The sequence below is a fragment of the Pelagibacterium lacus genome, from assembly GCF_003345525.1.
Classification (GTDB): domain Bacteria; phylum Pseudomonadota; class Alphaproteobacteria; order Rhizobiales; family Devosiaceae; genus Pelagibacterium; species Pelagibacterium lacus.
The window spans coordinates 38,284-61,731 of record NZ_QQNH01000013.1; the positions used below are offsets into that span (position 1 = coordinate 38,284).

Here is a 23,448-nt window from a genome sequence, read left to right on the forward strand (position 1 = left end):
AGCGCTAGAAACACGCGAAACATTCCCAGTTCAAGGACCATACTCTGATGCCGGACATTTTTCCCGCCTGGATCGCGCTCGATTGGGGCACGTCCAACCTGCGGGCCTGGGCCATGGACGACGACAATGGCGTGCTGGCCGAAACCGAAAGCCCCGACGGCATGGGCACGCTGGCCCCCGAGGCATTCGAGCCGGCGCTGCTCAAGGCCATATCGGGCTGGCTGGGCGCAGGACGGCGCGTGCCGGTCATCGCCTGCGGCATGGTGGGCGCGCGCCAGGGCTGGATCGAAGCCCCCTATATCAGCGTGCCGGTGACGCCGGGCGGGGACAGCTTCACCCTTGCCCCCACCACCGACCCCAGGATCGCGGTGATGATCATCGCCGGGCTGAGCCAGGCCGAGCCGGCCGACGTGATGCGCGGGGAGGAAACCCAGGTGGCCGGGTTCGCCGCCGAGAACGGCGGCGACGGGGTGCTGTGCCTGCCGGGCACGCATTCGAAATGGGTGCGGCTGGACAAGGGCGTCATCACCCGCTTCAACACCATGATGACCGGGGAGGTGTTCGCGATGCTCACCACCCATTCGGTGCTGCGCCACAGCGTGGCGGGCGAAGGCTGGGACGAAGCGGCATTTGCGCGCGGCGTCTCGGAAAGCCTTGCCAATCCCACGCTGCTGGCCCAGCTGTTTTCGATCCGGGCCGAGCAATTGCTCACCGGCCAGACGGCGGTGGCGGCCAAGTCGCGGCTGTCGGGACTGCTGATCGGCGCGGAAGTCGCCGGGACGCGGGACTATTGGCAGGGCCGGACCACGGTGCTGATCGGGGCCTCGCGCCTCGTCAGGCTGTATGAAACCGCGCTGGATATGGCCGGGGGGCAATCGCAGATCGCCGATGGCGGATCGCTGACGCTCTCGGGGCTGGTCTCGGCCTATGAACGCTGGAAGGTAACCGCATGACCCGCAAGCTGATCGCCATCCTGCGCGGCATCACCCCGCAAGAGGCCCTGCCGGTGGGCGAAGCGCTGATCGCGGCGGGGATCACCACGATCGAGGTGCCGCTCAATTCGCCCGAGCCCTATGACAGCATCGGCCAGATGATCGCGGCCTTAGGCGAGAGGGCGCTGATCGGGGCGGGCACGGTGCTCGATACCGAGGCGGTGGCGCGGCTGGCGGACATGGGGGCGCGGCTGGTGGTGTCGCCCAATTGCGACGTGGCGGTGATCGCCGAGACCAAGCGGCGCGGCATGCAGTCCTTTCCCGGCGTGTTCACGGCCAGCGAGTGCTTTGCGGCGATCAAGGCGGGGGCGGACGGGCTCAAGATCTTCCCGGCATCGGTGATGGGGACCGGCGGGGTGGCGGCGCTGCGCGCCGTGCTGCCCAAGGAGGTGCCGGTCTATGCGGTGGGCGGCGCTGGGCCGGACAATTTCGCCAGCTGGCGCAAGGCGGGGGCCGAGGGCTTCGGCATCGGCACGGCGCTCTATACGCCGGGGATGAGCGTCGCGGCGCTGGCCGAGCGGGCCCGAACGCTGGTCGCGGCCTATGACGAGGCCATGGGGTGACCGCCACGGTCTATGACGACCGGGCCTGCTGTCTCGGCGAAGGGCCGCTCTGGCACCCCGAGCGCGGGCAATTGTTCTGGTTCGACATCGTCAATCGCCAGCTCCTGACGCGTGCGGGGGAGCGGCAGGCGGCGTGGACCTTCGACGAGATGGTGTCGGCGGCGGGCTGGATCGACCGCGACCGGTTGCTGGTCTGCGGCGAGACGGCGCTGTGGCTGCTGGACATCGAGACCGGCGCGCGGCAGCGGCACCTCGCCATCGATCTCGGGGCCGGGCGGCGCAGCAATGACGGGCGCGCCGACCCGTGGGGCGGGTTCTGGTTCTCGTCCATGGGCAAGGAAGCGGAGCCCGAAGCGGGGGCGATCTACCGCTATTTCGGGGGGCGGGTCGAGATGCTGTTCGAGGGGATATCGATCCCCAATGCGATCTGCTTTTCGCCCGACCGGCAATGGGCGTATTTTTCCGACACGGCCAGGAATCTGGTGCGGCGCGTGGCGCTGGACGCGGAGACCGGGGCGCCGGCCGGAGCGCCGGAGACGTTTCTCGACCTCGCCGCCGAAGGCCTCAATCCCGATGGTGCGGTGGTCGACCGGGACGGTAATTTCCATTCGGCCCAATGGGGCGCCGCGCGGGTCGCGGTCTACGATCCGCGCGGGACGTTCGTGAGGGCGATCGGGTTCGGCGCGCCCCACACCTCCTGCCCGGCCTTTGGCGGGCCGGATTTTACGACGCTCTATTGCACCACGGCGCAGCAGGGGCTCGACGCGGCGGGGTTGGAAGCGGCGCCGCAATCGGGCATGGTCTTCGCGGCAACAGAGGCCGGACGCGGGCTGCCGGAGCCGCGCGTCCTGATTTAGAGTCCTACTGACTAACGGCAGCCATGTGCGCGAGGGCGGAGGCGTAGAGGGCCTCGCCGTCGATGCCGATGGCGGCCATGTCGGCTTTCCAGTCCTCGACGGTGACCAGGGCGGCTTCCTTCCAGCGCGCCGTTTCCGCCTCGTCGAGGGTGACGATGGCATTGCCCGCCTCCTGGGCGATGCGCAGGCCGACCTCATCGCCGGCATCCATGGCCTGGCCGAACAGGCGCGACACCTCGACGCCGGAATTGGCATCGATCACCGCCCGCAGGTCCTCGGGCAGGCCCTGATAAGTGCCGCGATTCATGACGAAGGCGAAGGTCTGGCTGTAAAGGCCCTGCTCGCCGGAAAAGCCGATATGGTGCGAGACCAGCTCGGCGATGCGCAGCGAGGGGGTCACCTCCCAGGGCGAGGTCGAGGCATCGATGACGCCGCGCGACAGGGCCTCGGCGGTCTCGGGCACCGGCATGCCGACCGGCTCGGCGCCGAGCTGGGCCAGCATGTCGGAGATGATGCGCGACCCGCCGCGCACCTTCATGCCCTGCAGGTCCTCGAGGCTGGTGATGGGGCGCTTGGAGTGGAAGAGGCCGGGACCGTGGGTGTGCAGCGCGATGACATGCACGGAGGCGAATTCGTCGGCGGCGTTTTCCATCACATAATCGTAGAAGGCCACCGAGGAGTCCTCGCCATTGGTGACGAGGAAGGGCAGTTCGAACACTTCGGATTTGGGGAAGCGCCCCGGGGTATAGCCGAGCACGGTCCAGATCACGTCGACGACCCCGTCCTGGGCCTGGGAAAACAGGCTGTCGGGGGCGCCGCCGAGCTGCATGGCCGGATAGAGCTCGACCGCGATGCGGCCACCGGACTGTTCCTCGATGGTCTCGGCCCATGGGGCGATGGCCTGAGCGGGAATGGGTGCCTGGGCGGGCAGGAACTGGTGGACGCGCAGGGTCACGTCCTGGCCCACCGCCGCGCCCATGACGAGGACGGAGGCGACGGCACCCAAGAGGATCGATTGCAGTTTCATAGTCTCTCTCCCTTTGTTGCACGCGGCATGCGTGCGGTTCTTGATCAGTAGAACAGCCAGACCAGCGCCAGGGTGATGGATGGAAAGGCCACGAGGATGGCGGTGCGTACGATATCGCTGGCAACGAAGGGCCAGACGCCGCGATAGGTTTCCGACAGGCGCACATAGGGCGCCATGGCGTTGATGATGAACAGATTCATCCCCACCGGCGGCGTGATCAGCCCCACTTCGACGACGATCAGGATGATGATGCCGAACCACACCGAGAAATCGTCGGGCGCGAGGCCGAAATCGAGCGCCAGCATCATCGGATAGACGATGGGCACGGTCAAAAGGATCATGGAGAGCGAATCCATGACGCAGCCGAGCACGAGATAGAACAGCAGCACGAGGACGAGGACCAGCCACGGATTGAGCCCCTGCTCGCCGACCCAGAGCGCCGTCGCCTGCGGCAGTTGCGACAGGGCGAGGAAGGCGTTGAGGGCCGCGGCGCCGAGGACGATGAAAAAGATCATCGCCGTGGCCGAGGCGGTGGAGAGGAAGGCTTCCGCCAGCCCTTTTCGCGACAGCGAGCGGGTGGCGATGGCGATGATGCCGGTGCCCGCCGCGCCGATGGCGGCGGCCTCGCTGGGGGTGAAGATGCCGGTATAGATGCCCCCGATCACCGCGACGAACACGGCGAGCACCGGCCAGATGCCGACCAGTTGGCGGAAGCGCGCGCCATAGGGCACCCGCTCGCGCTGGCCGCCCGAGCCGGGCACCGCCCGCACGTAAAGCGCGATGACCACGAGATAGCCGAGCACGGCGAGAAAGCCGGGCAGGAAGGCGGCCATGAACAGCCGCGCGATGTTCTGCTCGGTCTGCACGGCGAAGATGACGAGGATGATCGAGGGCGGGATGAGGATGCCCAGCGTGCCGCCGGCGGCGACAGTGCCGGTGGAAAGCGCGCCGGAGTAGCCGTATTTGCGCAGTTCGGGCAGCGCCACCTTGCCCATGGTGGCGGCGGTGGCCAGCGAAGAGCCGCAAATGGCGCCGAAGCCGGCGCTGGCGCCGATGGCGGCCATGGCCACCCCGCCCTTCTTGTGCCCGAGCCAGGAGGCGGCGGCGTCGAACAGCTTGGTGGACATGCCCGAAAGGGTGGCGAAGGCCCCCATCAGCAGGAACAGCGGCACGATGGAAAGCGAATGGGAGGCGAAGGTGGAATAGGTGAGGTTCTTGAACTGGGCGAGGATCGGGTTGAAGCTGCCGGTGATGAGGAACGAGCCGAACACGCCCGTGGCCAGCATGGCGATGCCGATGGGTACGCGCAGGAAGATCAGCGCCAGCATGACCGGGAAGGAAAGGAGCCCCAAAAGCACATTGCTCATAGCTCGGCTCCCAGGTGCTTGGGCTCGGAGCGGCCGGTCAGCGCATTGGTGATCGAGCGGCCGAGAACGTAGAGCGCGGCGATGACGAAGACCAAGGTGCAGACAAAGCCCGCCGTATACCCCCAGCCGAGGGGAATGCGCAGCAATTGCGTGGTCTCGCGATAGGCGAATTTGTCGAGCATGCCGAAATAGAGCCGCCAGGCGATGAAGGCGGCGGTGACCAGCATCATGGTGTCGGTGACGACCAGCAGCCAGGCGTTGATGCGCGGGCCGAACTGGTCGGTGAACAGGGTCACGATGGCGTGGCCGCGTTCGAGATGGGCCCAGGGCAGGAAGGTGAAGACGGCGAAGGCGATGCCCATGGAGGCCATTTCATAATCGCCCAGTATGGGACGGAGCCCGGCCCATATGAGGGCGCGGCCGACGATGGATATGGTCACCATGGCGACGACGACCACCATGGCGACGCCGCCCAGCAGCGCCAGCCCCCTGGCCAGCGCATAAACGCTTCGCCCCAGTGGCGAATGATCCTGAAACACGAATGTCCTCCCCTTGCGGCCGCCTGCCCCGACCGGAACCAGGCCGCCTGCCGTTCGTCAAGCGTGGCGTACACCCACACAGTTCAACAATAGACTATGCTGACAATAAATTGGACTTTTCGAACATGGGAAGGGGGGTCTCGCGGGCGGGGGTGGGCGAGGAAGCGCCGCGCCCCCCTCATCCGACCGCTTCGCGGCCACCTTCTCCCACCAGGGGAGAAGGAAAGATCGGCGCGGCCTCTGGGTTCGCCTTCTCCCCTGGTGGGAGAAGGTGGATCGGACCGCGAGGTTCGAGACGGATGAGGGGGGCGCTGAGACTGCGGGTCAGGCGGCGCGGGGGGTTTTGCGGGGGGTGGCGGTGGCGAAGACGTCGACGATGGTGTCGAGCTCGACGGCCTGGGCCTCGGTCTGGGCGATGGCGGCGTTGGTCTCCTCGACCAGGGCGGCGTTGTGCTGGGTCATCTGGTCCATCAGACGCACCCCGGCATTGACCTCCTCGATGGACTCCGCCTGGGTGCGGCTGCCCGAGGCGATGGTCTCCAGAAGCGTCGCATTCTCGCGCACCGCGTCGAGAAGCCCGGCCAGCCGGGCCGAGGCATCGGACACCAGAAGCGCGCCGGCCGCCACCTCCCGGCCGGACTGGTCGATGAGGCCCTTCACTTCGCTCGACGCCTGGGCGGCGGACTGGGCGAGGCGGCGGACTTCCACCGCCACCACCGCGAACCCCTTGCCGGCCTCGCCGGCCCGGGCCGCCTCCACCGAGGCGTTGAGCGCCAGGAGATTGGTCTGGAAGGCCACGGAATCGATCAATCCGATAATGTCGGACACCTTGGACGAGGAGGCGGTGATGCGCTCCATGGCGGCGGTGGTCTGATCCATGATGCGCCCGCTGTCCTCGGCGGCGCGGGCGGCGGCCTGAGCCTTGGCGCTGGCCTGCTCGGCGTCGCGGGCATTGCCGGCCACGGTCCGGGCCAGATTTTCCATGGCGGCCGAGGTCTGCTCGATGGTCGCCGCCTGGCGCGTGGTGCGGTCGGCGAGGTCGCTGGCGCCGGTGAGGATTTCCGAGGTCGCGGTGCGCAGGGCGCTCGAAGTCTGGCGCAACTGCCCGACAATGGCGCCGAAGCGCTCGCCGACCGCGTTGATATCATCCTTGATCTGGCTGAATTCGGGCTCGAACTCGGCGGTGATGCGCGCGTCGAGATCGCCATCGGCATAGGAGCGCAGGGCCTCGCCGGTGAGATCGACGGTGCGCTGGATGCGGGCGGCATTGCGCTGCTCGGTCTCGCGCGCCTCCTCGGTGAGCCGGTCGTAATAGATGGAGACCGCGATATCGATATCGAGCATGATGGCGCGGATCATCTCGGCCACGGCGGCGGCCATGATGTCGACCTTTTCCATCACCGCGTCGGGGCGCAGCTTGCGCATGGATTTGAGCTCTTCGGCCATGTAGTCGTGGACGACGCCCCGGACGAGGGTCTCGATGACGATGCCATAGCCGCCGATATACCAGCGCGGCTCCAGCCCGATCAGGGCGTGGCGATTGCCGATCCGGGTGCTGGAGGCGAGATAGTCATTGTCGAAGCGTCCGCGGGCGATCTCGCGCCAATGGCCGACCTGGCTGGAATGGGCGCGCGCCATCTGGTCGCGGCCGGAAAAGAAGCGCGACACCTCGGGCACTTGGGCGATCTTGTCGTAAAGCCTGTCGAGCGCCCGGGGGAGATGGGTGTCGACCGCCGTCTCGATCAGCTTGAGGCGGGCGCGCGAGCTCTCGTCGAGCCCGATGAAATCGAGCCGGGACTGGAGATCGGGATGGATTGGCGTGGTCATGGCGTGTCCCCTCTGGCCAGCGGGGGCCGATGCCCGAAATCCCCCGCCCGTGTTGCCGCCAGCTAACCGCAGGATGGTTAAGGGAGGTCTAATCGGCGCATGGGTTGCGACCCTCTGCCACGGATGGCGGGGCCTTGCGCCTCCCCTCGCCCGCGCGGGTTGAACCGGGGCATGGGGCCGGGGCAATATGGGGCGATTCGGGGCCACGGCCCGCCAAGGACCCCTGCATGCCCATCAGCGCCCCCACCCTTTTCTCCGCCCCCCGCCCCAATGACGGGCTTTCGGTGCTGCGCTCGGTGTTCGGACTCGACAGCTTTCGCGGGCAGCAGGAAGAGGTGGTCGAGCATGTGATCGGCGGCGGGGATGCGGTGGTGCTGTTTCCCACCGGGGCGGGGAAATCGCTGTGCTACCAGATCCCCGCCATCTGCCGCGACGGGGTGGGGGTGGTGATCTCCCCCCTCATCGCCCTGATGCGCGACCAGGTGGAAGCGCTGCGCCAGGCGGGGGTGCGGGCGGCGGCGCTCAATTCGGCCCTCTCGGCCGAGGAGAACCGCGCCGTGCGGCAGGCGCTGCGCGATGGCGAGCTGGATTTGCTCTATGTGGCGCCCGAGCGGCTGTCGGCGCCGGGATTCATGGAGCTGCTGGCCAGCATCGACATCGCGCTGTTCGCCATTGACGAGGCCCATTGCGTCAGCCAGTGGGGGCATGATTTCCGGCCCGAATATCGCGACCTGATCCGGCTGCGCGAGGTGTTTCCGCATGTGCCGCGCATCGCGCTGACGGCGACGGCCGATCCCACGACCCGGGCCGACATCATCGAGCGGCTGGGGCTGGACGCGGCGCGCACCTTCCTGTCGAGCTTCGACCGGCCCAACATCTCCTACACCATCGTCGAGCGGGCCAATGCGCGGGCGCAATTGCTCGATTTCCTCAAGGGCCATGAGGGGGTGAGCGGCATCGTCTATTGCCTGTCGCGCGCCAAGGTGGAGGCGGTGGCGGAATTCCTCAACGACAAGGGCATCCCCGCCCTCCCCTATCACGCCGGGCTCGACGCGCGGGTGCGAGCGGCCAATCAGGACGCCTTCCTCAAGGCCGATGCGGTGTGCCTCGTCGCCACGGTGGCGTTCGGCATGGGCATCGACAAGCCCGATGTGCGCTATGTGGCGCATATGGACCTGCCCTCCTCGATTGAGGCCTATTATCAGGAAACCGGGCGGGCCGGGCGCGACGGGCAGCCCTCGGACGCCTGGATGTGCTACGGGCTGGCCGATGTGAGCCAGCGCTGGCGGATGATCGCCGAGGGCAATGCGCCCGAGGAGATCAAGCGGCTGGAAAACGCCAAGCTCAACGCGCTGCTGGGGGTGTGCGAGACGGCGGGCTGCCGGCGGCAGGCGGTGCTGGCCCATTTCGGCGAGGCCCATGCGGGCGGCTGCGGCAATTGCGACACCTGCCTCAACCCGGTCGACACCTGGGACGGGACGGAGGCGGCCAACAAGATCATGTCGGCCATCTACCGCACGGGGCAGCGCTTCGGGGCGGCGCATGTGATCGACGTGGTCATGGGCAAGGCCACCGAGAAGGTGGAGAAATTCCGCCACGACCAATTGCCGGTGTTCGGGGTGGGGCGCGATATCGAAGCCAAGACCTGGCGCAGCGTGGTGCGGCAATTGACGGCCACCGGGCTGGTGCATGTGAACCATGAGGCCCATGGCGCGCTCTATCTCGACCCGGGCGCGCGGGCCGTGTTCCGCGGCGAGCGCCCGGTGACCCTGCGGCGCGACCGGACGCGCCGGGCCCGCGACACCAATCGCGCCCTGGCCGGCCCGGAGCTGACGCCGCAGGCGCAGGCGCTGTTCGACAAGCTCAGAGCCCGGCGGCGGGCCATCGCCGCCGAACAGGGGGTGCCGCCCTATGTGGTGTTCCAGGACACCACCCTGCGGGCCATGGCGACGGCGCGCCCGCAAACCCTCGCCGCGCTGCGGGAATTGCCGGGCGTGGGGGATACCAAGCTGGAGCGCTATGGCGCGGTGTTCCTGATGGCGATCGCGGAGGGGGCGTAGGGAGTCGGGATCAAAGCCCGTCGCGCAGGCGGGCGATTTCGGTGCGGAGGGCGTCGATGCCGTGGCCTTTTTCCGACGAGGTCAGGATGATCTCGGGATGGGCGGCAGGGCGCTTGGCGATGAATTTCGCCGTCGCCGCGACGACGCCGGCCAGGTCCTTCTCGATCAGCTTGTCGGCCTTGGTCAGCACAACCTGATAGGAGACGGCGGCGCGGTCGAGCTCGTTCATCACCGTCGCGTCATTGGGCTTGGGGCCGTGGCGGGCATCGACCAGCACATAGACGCGGCGCAGATTGGGGCGGCCGCGCAGGAATTGGTGGATGAGCCGGTTCCACTTCTCCACCGCCGGCTTGGGCGCCTTGGCAAAGCCGTAGCCGGGCATGTCGACGATGCGGATGCCGCCGGCCTCGGGCGCGAACAGGTTGAGCTCCTGGGTGCGGCCGGGGGTGTTGGAGGTGCGGGCCAGCCCCGACTGCCCGACAAGGGCATTGATCAGCGAGGACTTGCCCACATTGGAGCGCCCGGCAAAGGCGATCTCCACCACATCGTCGAGGGGCAGATCGGACACGCGCACGCAGCCCTTGAGGAACACCCAGGGACGGGCGAACAGCAGGCGGACGGTTTCGGCGAAATCGGGCAGATCGGTCATGAGGGCGGGTCCGGACGGGCGAAGGGCCGGTTTCCCGGCCCCTCGCTTCTCAAACAGTCTTACTCAGCGGCCTTGGGCTTGCGCTTGAACGAATTCTTGATGTTGCCGAACAGGTTCACCTCGACGCCGTGGCGCTTCATGATCACCCATTGCTGCACCACCGAGAGGAAGTTGTTCCAGGCCCAGTAGATGACAAGACCCGCGGGGAAACCGGCCAGCATGAAGGTGAAGATGACCGGCATCCAGTTGAAGATCATCGCCTGGGTGGGGTCGGCCGGCGGCGGGTTGAGGCGCATCTGCACCCACATGGTGATGCCCATGATCACCGGCCAGATGCCGATGGCGAGGAAGGAGCCGATGACCGGCACGGCGCTCGGATCATAGGGCAGAAGGCCGAACAGGTTGAAGATGTGCAAGGGATCGGGGGCGGCAAGGTCCTGAATCCAGCCAAAGAACGGCGCGTGGCGCATTTCGATGGTGACGAACAGCACCTTGTAGAGCGCGAAGAACACCGGAATCTGGATCAGGATGGGCCAACAGCCCGAGATCGGATTGATCTTCTCGGTCTTGTAGAGCTCCATCATCGCCTGCTGCTGGGCGGCGCGGTCATCCTTATGCTTTTCCTGGATCTCCTTCATCTTGGGCTGCACGCGCCGCATATTGGCCATGGAGGCATAGCTCTTGTTGGCCAGCGGGAAGAACAGCGCCTTGACGATGACGGTGACCGCCAGGATGGCGAGCCCGAAATTGCCCAGGAACTCGTAGAGCAGCCGGATGAGGTAGAACATGGGCTTGGTGATGAAGTGGAACCAGCCCCAGTCGATCATCAGCTCGAACCGGTCGATGGAATAGGCCTGCTCGTAGGAATCGATGATCGCTTCCACCTTGGCCCCGGCAAAGGCGAGGCTTTCATGGGTGGCCGAGCCGCCGCCCGGCACGACGACCGGGGTCTGCGCCACGAAATTGGCGCGGTAGTCCTGGCCGCTGGGCGAGCCGGTGCCGAAGAAATAGCGGGCATTGACCACTTCGTCCTGCGGCGGGATGATGGCCGTGGCCCAGTATTTGTCGGTGAAGCCCAGCCAGCCACCGGTGGAGACGAAATCGAGCTGGCCCTCTTCCTGCAAATCGCCATAGGAGTGCTCGACGAGGTTGTTCTCGCCCAGGACGCCGACCGGGCCCTCGTGCAGGATGAAGAAATTCTGCGTCTGCGGGGTGTAGAGCCGGCTGACCCGAGAATAGGGATAGAGCGCCACATCGCCCGCGCCGGCATTGTCCACCGACTGCTCGACGGCGAACATGTAATTGTTGTCGACGCTGATGGTGCGGCGGAAGGTGAGGCCGGCGCCATTGTCCCACACAAGGGTCACGGGCGTGGCGGCGGTGAGGGTTTCCCCGCTTTCGATCTCCCACACGGTCTGCGGATTGGGCAGGGCCAGATCGGACCCGGCGGCGGCCACCCAGCCATGCTCGATATAATAGGGCTGCAAGGTTCCGGCCGGGGACAGCAGGGTGATGGTGGGGCTGCTGGGGTCGGGGGTCTCGGTGTAACGGGTGAGGTGCAGGTCATCGATGCGCGCCCCGGTGAGGCTGATGGAGCCCGAGAGCGAATCGGTGGCGATGGCGACGCGGCCCGAGGCGCCCAGCGCCTGGTCGCGGGTTTCGAAAACCACCGCATCGCCCGGCACGGCCGGAGCTGCCGCATCGCCGGCCGGCGCGACGAGGTCGGCGCTCTCCTGGGCGACCTGCTCCTGGGTGGCGGTCAGTTCGGCCTGGCGCTGGGCCTGTTCGAGCTGCGGCCCGGCGATGAAAAACTGCCACCCGAAGAGCACGATCATGCTCAGGACGACGGCCAGGATCATATTTCGGTTGTTTTCGTTCATGAGTTCCGGTGTCCGCTGGGGAAAGCTCTGGTCCTAAACATCGTCGCCGCTGCGACGCAGCGCCGCCTGCCTTTGCCTTGCGGGTTGCTTCCCCTGCCCGCCTGGCTGGCCGTGGATGCGTCCGAGGGCCTTGGCCAGATCCCCGGTCAGCGCCTCGAAGGGTTGCTCGAGACTCTCGCGCCGTCCGATCAACACATAATCATGGTTGCCGGAAAATCCACCCGCACAGGCCCGCACCGCTTCGCGCAGGCGCCGCTTGATGCGGTTGCGCTGGGGCGCGTTGCCCACCTTCTTGGTGACGGTGTATCCTACCCCCGGGGCCGGATCGGCGACCGCCACCGCCTGCAACACAAAGCCGCGCCTGGCCACTCTCGTGCCCCGCGCGGCCCTCAAAAACTGTGCCCGCTTCTTGAGACGGCGCATCGGCAATGCCGGCGCTTCCGGCATGGCAACGATTGGCTCGTGCGTTATGCCGACAGCTGCTTGCGGCCCTTGGTGCGGCGGCGATTGATGATCTTGCGGCCGCTCACGGTCGCCATGCGGGCACGGAAGCCGTGACGGCGGGCGCGCACGAGATTGCTCGGCTGAAATGTACGCTTCATGGGTTCTTACCGCGCGCTGGTCCGCGCGATCCTCTGGTTGTGCACTATGGCTCGTAAATTGGACTTGCAATCTTGGCATAGGACGCAGATCCGCTGCCATGGCAAAGGTTGGGCGGCTTATAGGGAAAAGGCGCGGGCAAGTCAATTCGCCGGGACGAGGATTCCGCGTCGATGTGCGGGCGTCCCGGACCCCGCCCCCTGCCCCGCACATCGCCCGATCCGCCCCCCTTGGGCCGCGACGGCGGGGCAAATTGTCCCGATGCTCTTTCTGGCCGGCGTGAAAGCCGGTAAAGCGGACGACAAACTTGCGCGGGGTGGCGGCAATGGCCGAACAGCACAGGATCGATCTCGTGGTCATCGGCGCCGGGCCGGCCGGGCTGGCCGCCGCCGAACGCGGCGTGGAACTCGGCGCGCGGGTGGCGCTGATCGAAGCGGGGGAACTGGGCGGGGTCGCCCATAATTGGGGCACGCTGCCGGCCCAGGCGCTGGCCGCCACCGCCGAACGGGCGCACCAGATGCGCGAGGCCGGCGCCCTGGGGCTGGCCGCCGCCGACCCCAAGGTCAATTTCGCCCGGGTCAATGCGCGCATCCGCCAGGTGGTCGAGGCGGCCTCCCCCGACATCGCCCGCGAGCGGCTGGAAGCGGCGGGGATCGAGGTGATCGCCGGCACGGCCCGCTTCACCGGCCCCATGACCCTTGCGGTGGGCGAGCGCACGCTGCGGGCGCAGAACATTCTCATCGCCACGGGATCGCGTCCGCTGGTGCCCGATATTCCCGGCCTCGACGCCATCGACTATTTCACCCCCGAGACGCTGATCGAGATCACCCGTCGCCCCGGCCATCTGCTGGTGGTGGGCGGCGGAGCGACCGGGCTGGCGCTGGCCCAGGCCCATTTGCGGCTCGGGGCGGCGGTGACGGTGGTCGACATGCTCGAGCCCCTGGGCGACCACGACCCCGAACTGGCCGAGGCGGTGCTGCGCCGGCTGCGGGCCGAGGGCATGGATATCCGCGCCAATACCGGGATCGTCTCCCTCGAGCAGCACGACGAGGGTCTCGAAGTGGCGCTCAAATCCGGTCCCGAGGAGGAGCGGATCGCGGTGAGCCATATCGTCTTCGCCACCGGGCGCCGCCCTGCCCTCGACGGGCTGGGGCTGGACCGCCTCCGGCTGCGCCTGGAGGACGGGCGGCCGGTGCTGCGCCCCGACGGGCGCACCAGCCATCCGCGCATCGCCATGGCCGGCGAGGCGGCGGGGGTGCGGGGCGAGGCCGCGGCGCGCCACGGAGCCGAGCGCGCCGTCGCCGCATTGCTGCGCCGCGACGGGCCGGACGCGCCGGTGCCCAGAATGGTGCAGACGCGCCCGGCGCTGATCGAGATCGGGCTTTCCGAACAGGAGGCCCTAAAAGCCTTCAAGGGCGACGCCATCGTGACGCGGACCGGCTTTGCCGCCACCGACGCAGCCCGGGCCCGGGCCGAACCGCATGGGCACATCAAGCTGATCACACGCGGCGACGGGCGGATTGTCGGGGCGGGCATGGTGGGCCCCGAAGTGGGAGAGCTGGCGCCGCTGTTCGGGCTGGCCATTGCGCTCAAACTCACCCCCGAGACGCTGGGATCGGCCATCGCGCCGCATCCCTCCTTTTCCCAGGCGATCGCGCAATTGGCGCGCGAATATCGGCGCCGCCATGGCAGGGAACGCGGGCCCGGCTGGCGTGCCGCGGTTAAGCGCTTGTTGCCATAGGCAAAATCGGGCTGTAGATTCGGGCTTATGAAGCAGGACGTTGCCAAAGTGCCCGGACCGTGGGCCGGGCTCTCGGTCAAGCTGATCACCGCCATCGCGCTGGTCATCCTGCTCATTGAGATCGCCGTCTTCCTCCCCTCGCTGGCCAATTACCGCGCCGGGTGGCTGGAGGATCGGCTGCGGGTGGGCGGGGTGGCGGTGCGGGTGTTCGACGCGGTGCCCGACGTCATGGACCTGCCGGCCGAGATCACCGATCCGCTGCTCGAGGCGGCCGGGGCCATCGCCATCGTCTATCGCCGCGAGGGGCAGACCGATCTCATCGCGCTGCAGGCGGTCAGCATGCCCGAGACCTCCCATCTCGCCGACCTGCGCGACCCCAACCCCCTGGCGCTGATCGGCGCCGCGCTCGACACGCTGGTGTTCGGCGGGCAGCGCACGCTGCGCATCGTCGGCTCGCCCCCGGGAGCGGGGGATTCGGTGGTCGAGGTGCTGATGCCGGAAAGCCCCTTGCGGGCCGATCTCATTACCTATGCGCGCAATATCGTCATGGTGTCGATCGTCATCGCGGCGGTCACCGCCATGGTGATCTACGTCCTGGCCGAGAGCCTGCTCATCGGGCCGATCAAGCGGCTGACCGCCTCGATGCTGGCCTTCCGGCAGAGCCCGGAAAACGGCACGCTGATCCTTGTGCCCGAGCCGGGGCGGCGCGACGAGCTCGGCGTGCTCGAGCGCACGGTGGCCGAAACCCAGGCCGAGCTGTTCGCCATGCTGCGCCAGCGCCGGCACCTGGCCGATCTGGGCCTCGCAGTCTCCAAGATCAACCACGATCTGCGCAACATGCTGACCTCGGCGCAATTGCTGTCGGACCAGGTGGCCAATCTCGACGACCCCCAGGTGCAGAAGCTGGCGCCGCGCCTGGTGACGACGCTGGACAAGGCCATCGCCTTCGCCCAGACGGTGCTCGACTATGGCCGGCAGCAGACCAGCCCGCCCCGCCCCCAGCCGGTCGATTTGCGCGCGCTGGGCATGGAGGCGGCTGTGGGGGCCGGGCTGGTCGGGCACACGACCATCGCCTTTGCCAACCAGGTGCCGGACGACCTTGTGGTCAGCGTCGACCCGGACCATCTGGCGCGGGTGCTGGTCAATCTGTTCAACAATGCCCGCGAGGCGCTGGAAGCGGCCGGCCCGGCCATCGCCGGCCCGGAGGTGCGCTATCGGGCGGATGCGGGCGAGGGCATGGTGACGCTGCTGGTCGGCGACAACGGCCCCGGCCTGCCCCCGCGCGCCCGCGAAAACCTCTTTATCGCCTTCGAGGGCTCGGCCAAGGCCGGGGGCACGGGGCTGGGCCTGCCCATCGCCCGCGAACTGGTGGAAGCCAATGGCGGCGCCATCGCGCTGCGCGAGGGCGAGACGGGCACGGTGTTCGCGATCACCCTGCCCCTGCCCGGAGCGGGCTAGGCGGAGTGACTTGCAGCCAGGGCCAAGGCAGAGCGGGGCGTTTGGAAAAATGGTCGAAAACTTTGCCGTTCTTGCCCTTGCATTGGCGTGCAAGCCGGTATAAGCGTTGCGCCTGCCGCTGGGGATCACCCCTTTTTCGCCACCGAAACGGCACTGCGCGCCCGTAGCTCAGCTGGATAGAGCACCAGACTACGAATCTGGGGGTCAGAGGTTCGAATCCTTTCGGGCGCGCCAATTTTCTTTCAATATAATCAATGATTTATTGGAGCGGCACATTTAGCGTAGAGGCCGTTATTTATGCTGGGTCGCCACCAGGTCGCCACGGGTTCATGCAATCATACCAAAACCTGTGGAATCTGACTCACGAGGGGTTTCTGGCTTGAGTTTGTCGTGATTCACCATCGCAAACGGTTGGAGGTTTGCGATGGCGGCGGCGGTGAAGCTTCGGGATGATTTCAGTTCTGTGCAGGTCCGTGCTTTTGCGCGAATGAGCAAGGATGCAGCGCAAGTCCGCCGCCTTCTGGCGATAGCGATGATCCTGGACGGTGGCAGCCGCAGCGCAGCAGCCCTGACCGGCGGGGTGACGCTGCAGATCGTGAGGGACTGGGTACTGCGCTTCAATGCAGACGGTCCCGATGGTCTGGCTACGCGAAAGGCCCCGGGCCCCGACACGATCCTCAACGACACCCACCGGCGCGCGCTGGCGGACGCCATCGAAGCTGGCCCCATTCCCGCAGTTCATGGCGTGGTGCGCTGGCGGATCATAGATCTCGTCCAATGGCTGTGGGACGAGTTCAAGGTGTCGATCAGCAAGCAGGCTCTGGGGCATGAACTGCGCACCATGGGCTATCGCAAGCTCTCGGCCCGACCGCGTCATCGAGGGCAGCGCCCTGAAGACATCGCCATTTTTAAAATAACTTCCCCGCGCGTCTGGCGCAAATCCGAAGAAGCCTGCCGAAAGGCACCCGGATAGAGCTGTGGTGGCAAGACGAAGCCCGGATCGGCCAGAAGACGCAGATCACCCGTCGCTGGGCCAAGCGAGGCACAAGACCTGTCGCGCCACGGGATCTGCGCCGGGCGTCGGCCTGGATCTTTGGCGCGATCTGTCCCGCAGAAGGAAAGGGTGCCGCGCTGGTCATGCCCCGCTGCAATAGCGAGGCCATGGATATGCACCTGGCCGAAATCAGCAGTCAGGTCGCGCCCGGCGCTCATGCCGTGCTTATGCTTGACCAGGCCGGATGGCACCTGTCGGGAAAGCTCACCATCCCCGACAACATCACATTGCTGCCGCTGCCGCCCAAGTGCCCTGAGCTTAACCCTGTCGAAAACGTGTGGCAGTTCTTGCGCGAGAATTGGCTCTCGAACCGCATCTTCTCGTCCTACGACAACGTCGTCGACCACTGCTGCCATGCCTGGAACCGCCTCATCGATCAGCCATGGCGCATCATGTCCATCGGATTGCGCCACTGGGCGCATGGGTTCTAATCAGAGAGTCTTGGTATTACCGAGCACCGCCGGCCACCTGCTTTCTCAGGACAAGGAGTGCTGCCACCTCCGCTTATAACACCACGGTAACCTCAAGAGGTTGTCAAATGTCACCCAGTGCGGTCTATTCCCGATGGCTTTTGGGGGTATTTCATCGGTGAACCAGCAAGCACTTTCATCGTTCATCTGGTCGGTCGCCGACCTGTTGCGCCCGTAATGGCGGCGAGATGAACAACAATCCCTCCCCTGGCAACAAGGCGGGCGGGCTGACGACCATCCTCGAAAAATCTTTCGCCGCTGCGGCCAAGGCCGAACCTGTGCGCGAACGTGGCTTTGTGTTCATGGATACGCCGGGCTTCGATCCCGTCTCGGCCACCGGACAGGTCGCGGGCGGAGCGAACATGCTATGCTTCACCACCGGCCGCGGCTCGGCCTTCGGCTGCAAGCCCGTTCCCTCGATCAAGCTTACGACAAACTCCGCATGACCGAGGACATGGATATCAATGGTGGCGACATCCTCGAAGGGGTGAGCCTTGAGGATAAGGGCGCTGAGATTTTTCGGGAAATTCTCGCCGTCGCCTCGGGCAAGCGCACGAAATCGGAAGATCTCGGCTATGGCGACAGCGAATTTACGCCCTGGCAGATCGGAGCCGTGATGTAGTCAGGAGCAGACGTTTCCGTAAGCGAGCTGTGCGGCAAGACCTGCAATGCCATCGCCACCCGACATGAAAAGCACGATGAAAACGAGCCGTGCTCGTCAAATAGCGGCAATGGACGGGGATCTTATAGCATTTCAAGTTCGACGGTTCCCAATACGCCGAAATTTGCGATGAGATGATTTCCAGACGCTAGTTTTTGCGGAACTGTACTCGATCCTGTACTCAAATATTGCCCCTCGCCCAAATCATAGCCCCGAGCACAGATCTCGTTTATCATTCCAATGGCGACGTCTAGGGGATGTCTCCATCTGTCACCGGTATTCTGGGACGTTGGCTTTCCACCATCAATTGATGAATTGATTTTAACCTGCGCGAGATCTATGGTGCGCCAGTCGTGTATTTCAGGACCAGCGACAAAGCCTGCTGCTCCGCCATTGTCGGCAATCTCATCATATGTGCCGCGTACCCGATCGCCCCACGTGTGAGTTCGGAACTGAGCGATTTCGATTGCAGGAAGAAGCACCAATGACGAGGCGATCTCGTCTTGGCCATACGTCCTATTGGCCGTAAATTGTCTTGTCACACGAAATGCAAATTCGCACTCGGCCTGCGATCCCGGCAACGCCTCGTAGTGAATTTTCGCCGGAGACCGGTAAAAATGAGCGGCGGGCATGCGACCCGGAATTGGACCGTCATGACCGTGTTCGATTTGAATGGTACGCGCTGCTGCGCCAACCTTCCATCCGATACTTTTCTCACCTGAAAGCTCAAAAAAACGATCCTGAACCGCATATGCGATTTGTCTGGACGGCAAGGGCTCGCTCAGCGCGATGGTTGTTTGCGTTTTCCAGGCATTTGCCAAACTGGCAGCGAAATTTTCAATCGGGAATGTCATTAAATCGCCTCTGCGCTTGAACGCTGATGCAGAACCGCGCCCGGCAAGCGGGGCAATAAGGCACCCCCCTCCCCAGGCATAGGATTCCCTCCATGGCGGTCCGATCCGGCCTTCAATCCTCAGGAGATGGTGGTGCCGCTATCTGCCAAAAGAATAGACCCAGTGGTCATGCGCGACGCGTCTGAAGCCAAGTACAGAGCGGCCTCTGCAATATCGATGGGCTCACCAATGCCCAATAGCTGGCGCGCAGTAACCTCGCCAACCACGCCATCGGCTGCCATCATTTTCATTGCGCGCTCAGTTCTGGTTGTCGCAGGAGCCACGGCGTTCACCCTGACTCCCTGTTTGGCATAAGCCACGGCCAGAGAGCGTGTTATGGCAGCCACGCCGCCTTTTGCCGCTGTGTAGCCGTCGCGACCCGGAAAGCCCATCAGCGCCACATTGGACGTCGTATTGACCACCGCCCCTCCGCCGGACGCGATGATTGCCGGAATGCCGAAACGGCAACCGAGAAAGCAGCCGAACAGATCGAGCTTTATCGCCCGCCAGAATTCGTCGAGCGGAACGTCTACAGCGGTGTCGTCACGGATCGTTGAACCACCGGCATTGTTGTAAACGATGTTAAGCTTGCCAAACTTTTCCATAGTCTGGTTGACGGCAAACTCAACGCGGTCGGGATCTGTAATGTCAGCGGCGATGGTGATTGCGGAACCGCCATTGGCGTTGATCTCATCCACAACCGCCCTGCCCGCATCTTCCAAAAGATCGACAACGGCCACTTTAGCGCCTTCGGCGGCAAAAAGCTGCGCTGCAGCGCGACCGATACCTGATGCGGCGCCGGTAATGAAGGCTACCTTTCCTTCAAGTCGGCCAGATGCCGAAGACTGCTTGCTGCGCTGAAGCATTTCGGAAGCCTGAGATGTCACTAAAGTTTCCTCCTTAAAATGGAATTGTCGGCGCAGAGGCTGGCGCCGCACAGTGATATGACGATCTTCATCACATTACATATCAATGGCCAACTGATGTCAACCAATGTCAATTATCATGATGTTTTATTGCAATCTCAGCGCAGCAAAAACTGCAAATCCTGCATCATATTGTATAATAATAACTATTTTGGATCTAACATTCCAGACCGTCGGAAAATTCCAGTCTCCAAAAGTGCTGTTTGGCATCATCCATAGGAAAAAAAACGCAAGATTCGCCAAATAATGAGGTCTTTATATCACGAAATAAGGCGGGGTCGGCGCGTCACACACTTTATTTGCCCACCTCATGGCCGCTATCGGCGGCCGACGACACCATGCGCGTGGCATCACTTAAGTAGGGGCAAAAGATTCACACGCTTACCATGCAGTGATCTTGCCCAGCGATCGATTGGCGCTAACGAACTAGGATTGCGCGAAAATCATTGACGTTGGTGCCGGTTGCTCCCGGTTCGAACAGATCGCCAATAAGGCTGAAGGCCGACCAGGAATCATGGTTGGCGAGAAATGCCTCCCCGTTCCCCCCGGCTTTGCGAATGCGAGCCATCGTTTCACCATCCGCAAATGCACCGGCATTGGTCTCGGATCCATCGATCCCGTCGGTATCCGCGGCAAGGGCCGCTATGTTTTGGCAGTTTTCGATTCCACAGGCGAACGACAGCAGAAACTCGGAATTCCGCCCCCCTTTACCGCACTTGCTATCGCCTATCGTGACCGTGGTTTCTCCGCCTGACAAAAGTACAACCGGTCTTTCGAAAGGCCGATTCCAACGGGATATTTCACCAGCCAAAGCTGCGAAAACCTTTCCGACCTCTCTGGCTTCTCCCTCAATCGAGTCCGAGAGGATGACGGGTTTGATCCCTTGCGCTTGCGCAACATTTGCGGCTGCCTCGAGAGAAACACGAGCGGATGCAATGACGAGGGCCGCATGATTGGAAAACACCGGATCAGTCGGACCCCGTTCGGCATTTTCCTTGGTCAAATGCTCGATCACGCTGGCAGGCAATTTCAAATCGTAGTCATCAACGATAGCGAGTGCGTCGCGCGCAGACCCATGGCTTGGAACAGTGGGGCCAGACCCGATGATCGCGGGATCGTCCTCAACAACGTCGGACACAATGAGGCTAACGACTGGTGCTGGCGAGGCCGCCAAAGCCAGCTTTCCGCCCTTGATGTCGGAAATATGCTTTCTGACGACATTCATCGCCGTTATCGGCGCGCCCGATGCAAGCAGGGCCCGGTTGACCGCAATTTCGTCTGCAAGAGACAGGTTCCCGGCCGGGCAAGGTAAGAGCGATGACGCGCCCCCTGAAATCAAGGCGACAACCAAATCGTCTTCGGTGAGCCCCTCCAGGGCTTCAAATAGGGCGGCGCTCGCGGCTATGCCTGCCTCGTCCGGCACGGGATGAGACGCCTGGATGACTTTGACTTTCCGCGTTTCCGCGGACATTCCGTGGCGGTCGACAACGACCCCCTCCAATGGCTTGTCCCACAGCTTTTCGAAGGCCAGGGCCATTTTGCTCGCAGCTTTTCCGGCACCGACGACGACGGTCCGTCCTTTTGGCGCTTCGGGCAGGTAAGCCGCTATGGCCGCCTCTGGATCGGCCGCCTTGACCGCAGCATCAAACAGCGAAATCAAAAACCTTCGATCAGCCCCAAACACGGTTATGGCTCCCGTCGCTTTTGCAGAGTTCAATAGACCTAAAATTTACGATTATGGTGCCACCGGCTTGGGGCTGACTCTTAATTGCGGTGATTCACGCTGCTTTGTCTTTGGCGAAACCCGACAGCACCTTCCTGATGAATTTGCTCTGGAAGCTAAGGGAAATAACGATCAGAGCAATCAGGATCAGCGCGATTGGCCGCGTATAAAATGGCTCCAGGCTGCCGTTTGCAGCCAACAGACCTCTGCGCAGGCTTACATCCGCCATACTGCCCAGAATAAGTCCGATTACCACGGGCGTTACCGGATATCCCAGCTCTTCCATCAGGTACACGCCCACGCCGAAAAGAAACATCATGTAGATGTTGAACATGTTGAGCCCAAGCGAATAGGACCCGACAACCGCTAGGAATGCGACAATAGGCATAAGCACGGAAGAGGGAAGCCTCAGGACCTGCACCGAAAGTCTGGCCATTGCCAGTCCAAGCACCAGAATCGAAAGCGACGACCAAAAGAGCATCGCTGCGACCTGGGGAATGAAATTGGGAAACTCATGTGGCAGCATGGGTCCTGGCCGGATGCCATGGATGTTCAGTGCTCCAAGCAGAACCGCCGCTGCCGGAGAGCCTGGCACGCCCAATGTCAGCACGGGAATGATACTGCCACCAATCGCCGCATTGTTGGCGGTCTCTGGGTTTATGACACCGTTGATATTTCCCGTTCCGAAGCTGTCCGGATCGCGGTCAAATTTTCGTGCAACGTCGTAAGATGCCCAGGCGGCGATATCTTCGCCAACGCCGGGAATCGCTCCGATACCGACGCCCAAAAATCCAGACCGCAATACGCCGAACTTGGCTTGCCAAAGCGCCCGCCAATTGGGCATCAGATTGCCGATTCTGGTGACCACGCTTTCTTTCAGATGCTCGTTGCGCAAGACGCGAAAGATTTGAGGCAGCGCAAATCCGCCAAGAATGACCGGCACGATTTCGATACCTCCGGCCAGGGCAGGATTTCCGAATGTGAAGCGCTGGTAGCCAAGGATCGGCTCGATGCCGATCGCGGCGATCAACAAACCGATCACCCCTGCGATCCAACCCTTGATGGGAAGATCGGGTGAGGTGAGCGATCCGCAGATCAGCACACCAAATAATGCAATCAGAAAAAACTCGACAGAGGTGACATTTAGCGCCAGCGAGACCAGCAGGGGCGAAACGGCGACGAGTGCCAGAAGGCCGAAGATCGTGCCGATGACGCTCGCAATGGTGCTGGTGGCAATCGCTTGCCCGCCCAACCCTTTCTTGGCCAGCGGATACCCATCGATCGCGGTTGCCGCGCCGGCGGCCGAGCCGGGTATACCCAGCAAAATCGAAGAATGCGATGGGGCGTAGATCGCGCCCACATAGACAGCGATGATCGCCATCAGCGCCAACTCGACGTTCAGGCCGAAGGTCAATGTGCTCAAAAGCGCTACGGCAAGTGTCGCGGTCAAGCCGGGAAGAACACCAAAAACGATCCCTATGAAGGTCGAGCCCACCAAAACGCCAAGGTTCAGGGGCGTTGCAAGCTCAATTATTTGGCTCAGAAAGGATTGAAACATTTGTTCGCTCTGACTCTGCGTCTACGGCATAGGGACGTAGAAATAGGTTTCGAATACAAAGGCCACGGCCAGCGGAATAAGCACGGAAATGGCGAGTGATATCGGCACCCTGTGCGCCAATTTCATCCCAGGTTCGGGGAACCAGAACAGTGCTATGAAAACGAAAAGGAAAACTGCGCTGACAATCCAAAACTCAGCGAGGCCAATACCGACGAATATGTAAAGTCCCACGAGAAGCATAGCAATGACGACGCGATGCACCGGATGGTTCGTCGGCAAATTACGCATCCAGCCACGGAACATTGTTCCTATATCGCCGATCCCGACTTCCCTGACTGCGTTCCAAAGCACAAAGCTGCTGAATACAACGAGAAAAAAGCCAAGCGTTGCGGGATACAATCCCGGCGACAGGTACCATTGGACGGCTCCGCTCGCGCTTCGTGGCGCCCAAGGCATTTGGCTGGCGGCGATCAATACAACGATACCAAAACAAATCATCGCAAAGGAAACGACGATATCCATCTTTCGTCTGGCGCGATGCGGCAGCATTCTCTTCTCCCTAAACTCAGCGGAGGGGACAGGTGGCAAGGCAAAGCCCCGCCA

General features: G+C 63.9%; 20 protein-coding genes, 1 tRNA gene and 1 pseudogene. 9 read left to right on the forward strand and 13 right to left on the reverse strand.

Features of this window, described 5'->3' with window-relative positions; genetic code table 11:
• Positions 1-47: 47 nt before the first annotated feature.
• From DVH29_RS10315 to DVH29_RS10325, 3 genes are read left to right on the forward strand one after another with little or no spacing between them, the layout of a single operon-like run.
• The gene (locus DVH29_RS10315) at positions 48-953 is read left to right on the forward strand and encodes a 2-dehydro-3-deoxygalactonokinase (RefSeq protein WP_199562571.1); all 906 of its coding nucleotides are present in this window, start codon (positions 48-50) and stop codon (positions 951-953) included.
• Positions 950-1,555, forward strand: coding sequence for a 2-dehydro-3-deoxy-6-phosphogalactonate aldolase (locus DVH29_RS10320; protein WP_114646094.1), 606 nt, complete (start codon positions 950-952; stop codon positions 1,553-1,555). The genes DVH29_RS10315 and DVH29_RS10320 overlap by 4 nt, the downstream gene beginning before the upstream one ends.
• Positions 1,552-2,412: an SMP-30/gluconolactonase/LRE family protein gene (locus DVH29_RS10325; protein ID WP_114646095.1), complete on the forward strand. Its 861-nt coding sequence runs from the start codon at positions 1,552-1,554 to the stop codon at positions 2,410-2,412. Before DVH29_RS10320 ends, DVH29_RS10325 begins: the two co-directional genes overlap by 4 nt.
• Positions 2,413-2,416: 4 nt before the next feature.
• Here DVH29_RS10325 and DVH29_RS10330 read toward each other — a convergent pair whose 3' ends face one another.
• From DVH29_RS10330 to DVH29_RS10345, 4 genes are all read right to left on the reverse strand, one after another.
• Positions 2,417-3,439, reverse strand: coding sequence for a TRAP transporter substrate-binding protein (locus DVH29_RS10330; RefSeq protein ID WP_114646096.1), 1,023 nt, complete (start codon positions 3,437-3,439; stop codon positions 2,417-2,419).
• A gap of 44 nt (positions 3,440-3,483) precedes the next feature.
• Complete coding sequence (locus DVH29_RS10335) at positions 3,484-4,806, reverse strand: TRAP transporter large permease (protein ID WP_114646097.1); 1,323 nt, start codon at positions 4,804-4,806, stop codon at positions 3,484-3,486.
• Positions 4,803-5,345, reverse strand: a complete 543-nt coding sequence (locus DVH29_RS10340) for a TRAP transporter small permease (protein WP_114646098.1) — start codon at positions 5,343-5,345, stop codon at positions 4,803-4,805. Before DVH29_RS10340 ends, DVH29_RS10335 begins: the two co-directional genes overlap by 4 nt.
• 324 nt (positions 5,346-5,669) lie before the next feature.
• Positions 5,670-7,172, reverse strand: coding sequence for a globin-coupled sensor protein (locus tag DVH29_RS10345; RefSeq protein ID WP_114646099.1), 1,503 nt, complete (start codon positions 7,170-7,172; stop codon positions 5,670-5,672).
• Between the two features lie 227 nt (positions 7,173-7,399).
• Between DVH29_RS10345 and recQ the strand changes: the two genes are divergently transcribed.
• The gene (recQ, locus tag DVH29_RS10350) at positions 7,400-9,232 is read left to right on the forward strand and encodes a DNA helicase RecQ (protein WP_114646100.1); all 1,833 of its coding nucleotides are present in this window, start codon (positions 7,400-7,402) and stop codon (positions 9,230-9,232) included.
• Between the two features lie 10 nt (positions 9,233-9,242).
• Here the strand turns inward: recQ and yihA are convergent, their stop codons facing one another.
• From yihA to rpmH, 4 genes are read right to left on the reverse strand one after another with little or no spacing between them, the layout of a single operon-like run.
• On the reverse strand, positions 9,243-9,881 hold the full coding sequence (yihA, locus tag DVH29_RS10355; RefSeq protein ID WP_114646101.1) for a ribosome biogenesis GTP-binding protein YihA/YsxC: 639 nt from the start codon (positions 9,879-9,881) through the stop codon (positions 9,243-9,245).
• Positions 9,882-9,940: 59 nt separating this feature from the next.
• The gene (gene yidC / locus DVH29_RS10360) at positions 9,941-11,761 is read right to left on the reverse strand and encodes a membrane protein insertase YidC (RefSeq protein WP_114646102.1); all 1,821 of its coding nucleotides are present in this window, start codon (positions 11,759-11,761) and stop codon (positions 9,941-9,943) included.
• 33 nt (positions 11,762-11,794) lie between these two features.
• Positions 11,795-12,208, reverse strand: a complete 414-nt coding sequence (rnpA, locus tag DVH29_RS10365) for a ribonuclease P protein component (RefSeq protein ID WP_342769887.1) — start codon at positions 12,206-12,208, stop codon at positions 11,795-11,797.
• A 20-nt stretch (positions 12,209-12,228) separates the two neighbouring features.
• Positions 12,229-12,363, reverse strand: a complete 135-nt coding sequence (gene rpmH / locus DVH29_RS10370; protein ID WP_114646104.1) for a 50S ribosomal protein L34 — start codon at positions 12,361-12,363, stop codon at positions 12,229-12,231.
• Between the two features lie 323 nt (positions 12,364-12,686).
• On the opposite strand from rpmH, the gene DVH29_RS10375 reads away from it, so the two are divergent.
• The 5 genes and pseudogenes from DVH29_RS10375 to DVH29_RS10395 all read left to right on the forward strand — a co-directional run.
• On the forward strand, positions 12,687-14,102 hold the full coding sequence (locus DVH29_RS10375; RefSeq protein WP_114646105.1) for a dihydrolipoyl dehydrogenase family protein: 1,416 nt from the start codon (positions 12,687-12,689) through the stop codon (positions 14,100-14,102).
• Positions 14,103-14,150: 48 nt separating this feature from the next.
• Positions 14,151-15,560 (forward strand): sensor histidine kinase, encoded by a 1,410-nt coding sequence (locus DVH29_RS10380; RefSeq protein WP_158541631.1) that lies wholly within the window; start codon positions 14,151-14,153, stop codon positions 15,558-15,560.
• A 157-nt stretch (positions 15,561-15,717) separates the two neighbouring features.
• Positions 15,718-15,794: transfer RNA gene (locus tag DVH29_RS10385), tRNA-Arg, on the forward strand.
• A gap of 190 nt (positions 15,795-15,984) precedes the next feature.
• Positions 15,985-17,045 (forward strand): IS630 family transposase gene (locus tag DVH29_RS10390; protein ID WP_114646107.1). Its coding sequence is split into 2 segments (ribosomal slippage): positions 15,985-16,474 and positions 16,474-17,045, totalling 1,062 coding nucleotides; the frame shifts between segments, so codons are not numbered across the junction.
• Between the two features lie 209 nt (positions 17,046-17,254).
• Positions 17,255-17,706: pseudogene (locus tag DVH29_RS10395) on the forward strand (altronate dehydratase); the annotation flags it as partial.
• A 122-nt stretch (positions 17,707-17,828) separates the two neighbouring features.
• Here the strand turns inward: DVH29_RS10395 and DVH29_RS16200 are convergent.
• The 5 genes from DVH29_RS16200 to DVH29_RS10415 form a co-directional block, all read right to left on the reverse strand.
• Positions 17,829-18,599 carry a 2-keto-4-pentenoate hydratase gene (locus DVH29_RS16200; RefSeq protein WP_147276058.1) on the reverse strand — a complete coding sequence of 257 codons (771 nt, stop codon included), beginning with the start codon at positions 18,597-18,599 and terminating at the stop codon, positions 17,829-17,831.
• A gap of 119 nt (positions 18,600-18,718) precedes the next feature.
• Positions 18,719-19,525: an SDR family NAD(P)-dependent oxidoreductase gene (locus tag DVH29_RS10400; RefSeq protein WP_245944951.1), complete on the reverse strand. Its 807-nt coding sequence runs from the start codon at positions 19,523-19,525 to the stop codon at positions 18,719-18,721.
• A 457-nt stretch (positions 19,526-19,982) separates the two neighbouring features.
• Positions 19,983-21,248, reverse strand: coding sequence for a glycerate kinase type-2 family protein (locus DVH29_RS10405; RefSeq protein ID WP_114646109.1), 1,266 nt, complete (start codon positions 21,246-21,248; stop codon positions 19,983-19,985).
• A 94-nt stretch (positions 21,249-21,342) separates the two neighbouring features.
• The gene (locus tag DVH29_RS10410; RefSeq protein WP_114646110.1) at positions 21,343-22,845 is read right to left on the reverse strand and encodes a tripartite tricarboxylate transporter permease; all 1,503 of its coding nucleotides are present in this window, start codon (positions 22,843-22,845) and stop codon (positions 21,343-21,345) included.
• 21 nt (positions 22,846-22,866) lie between these two features.
• Positions 22,867-23,394 carry a tripartite tricarboxylate transporter TctB family protein gene (locus DVH29_RS10415; protein ID WP_114646111.1) on the reverse strand — a complete coding sequence of 176 codons (528 nt, stop codon included), beginning with the start codon at positions 23,392-23,394 and terminating at the stop codon, positions 22,867-22,869.
• Positions 23,395-23,448: the final 54 nt, after the last annotated feature.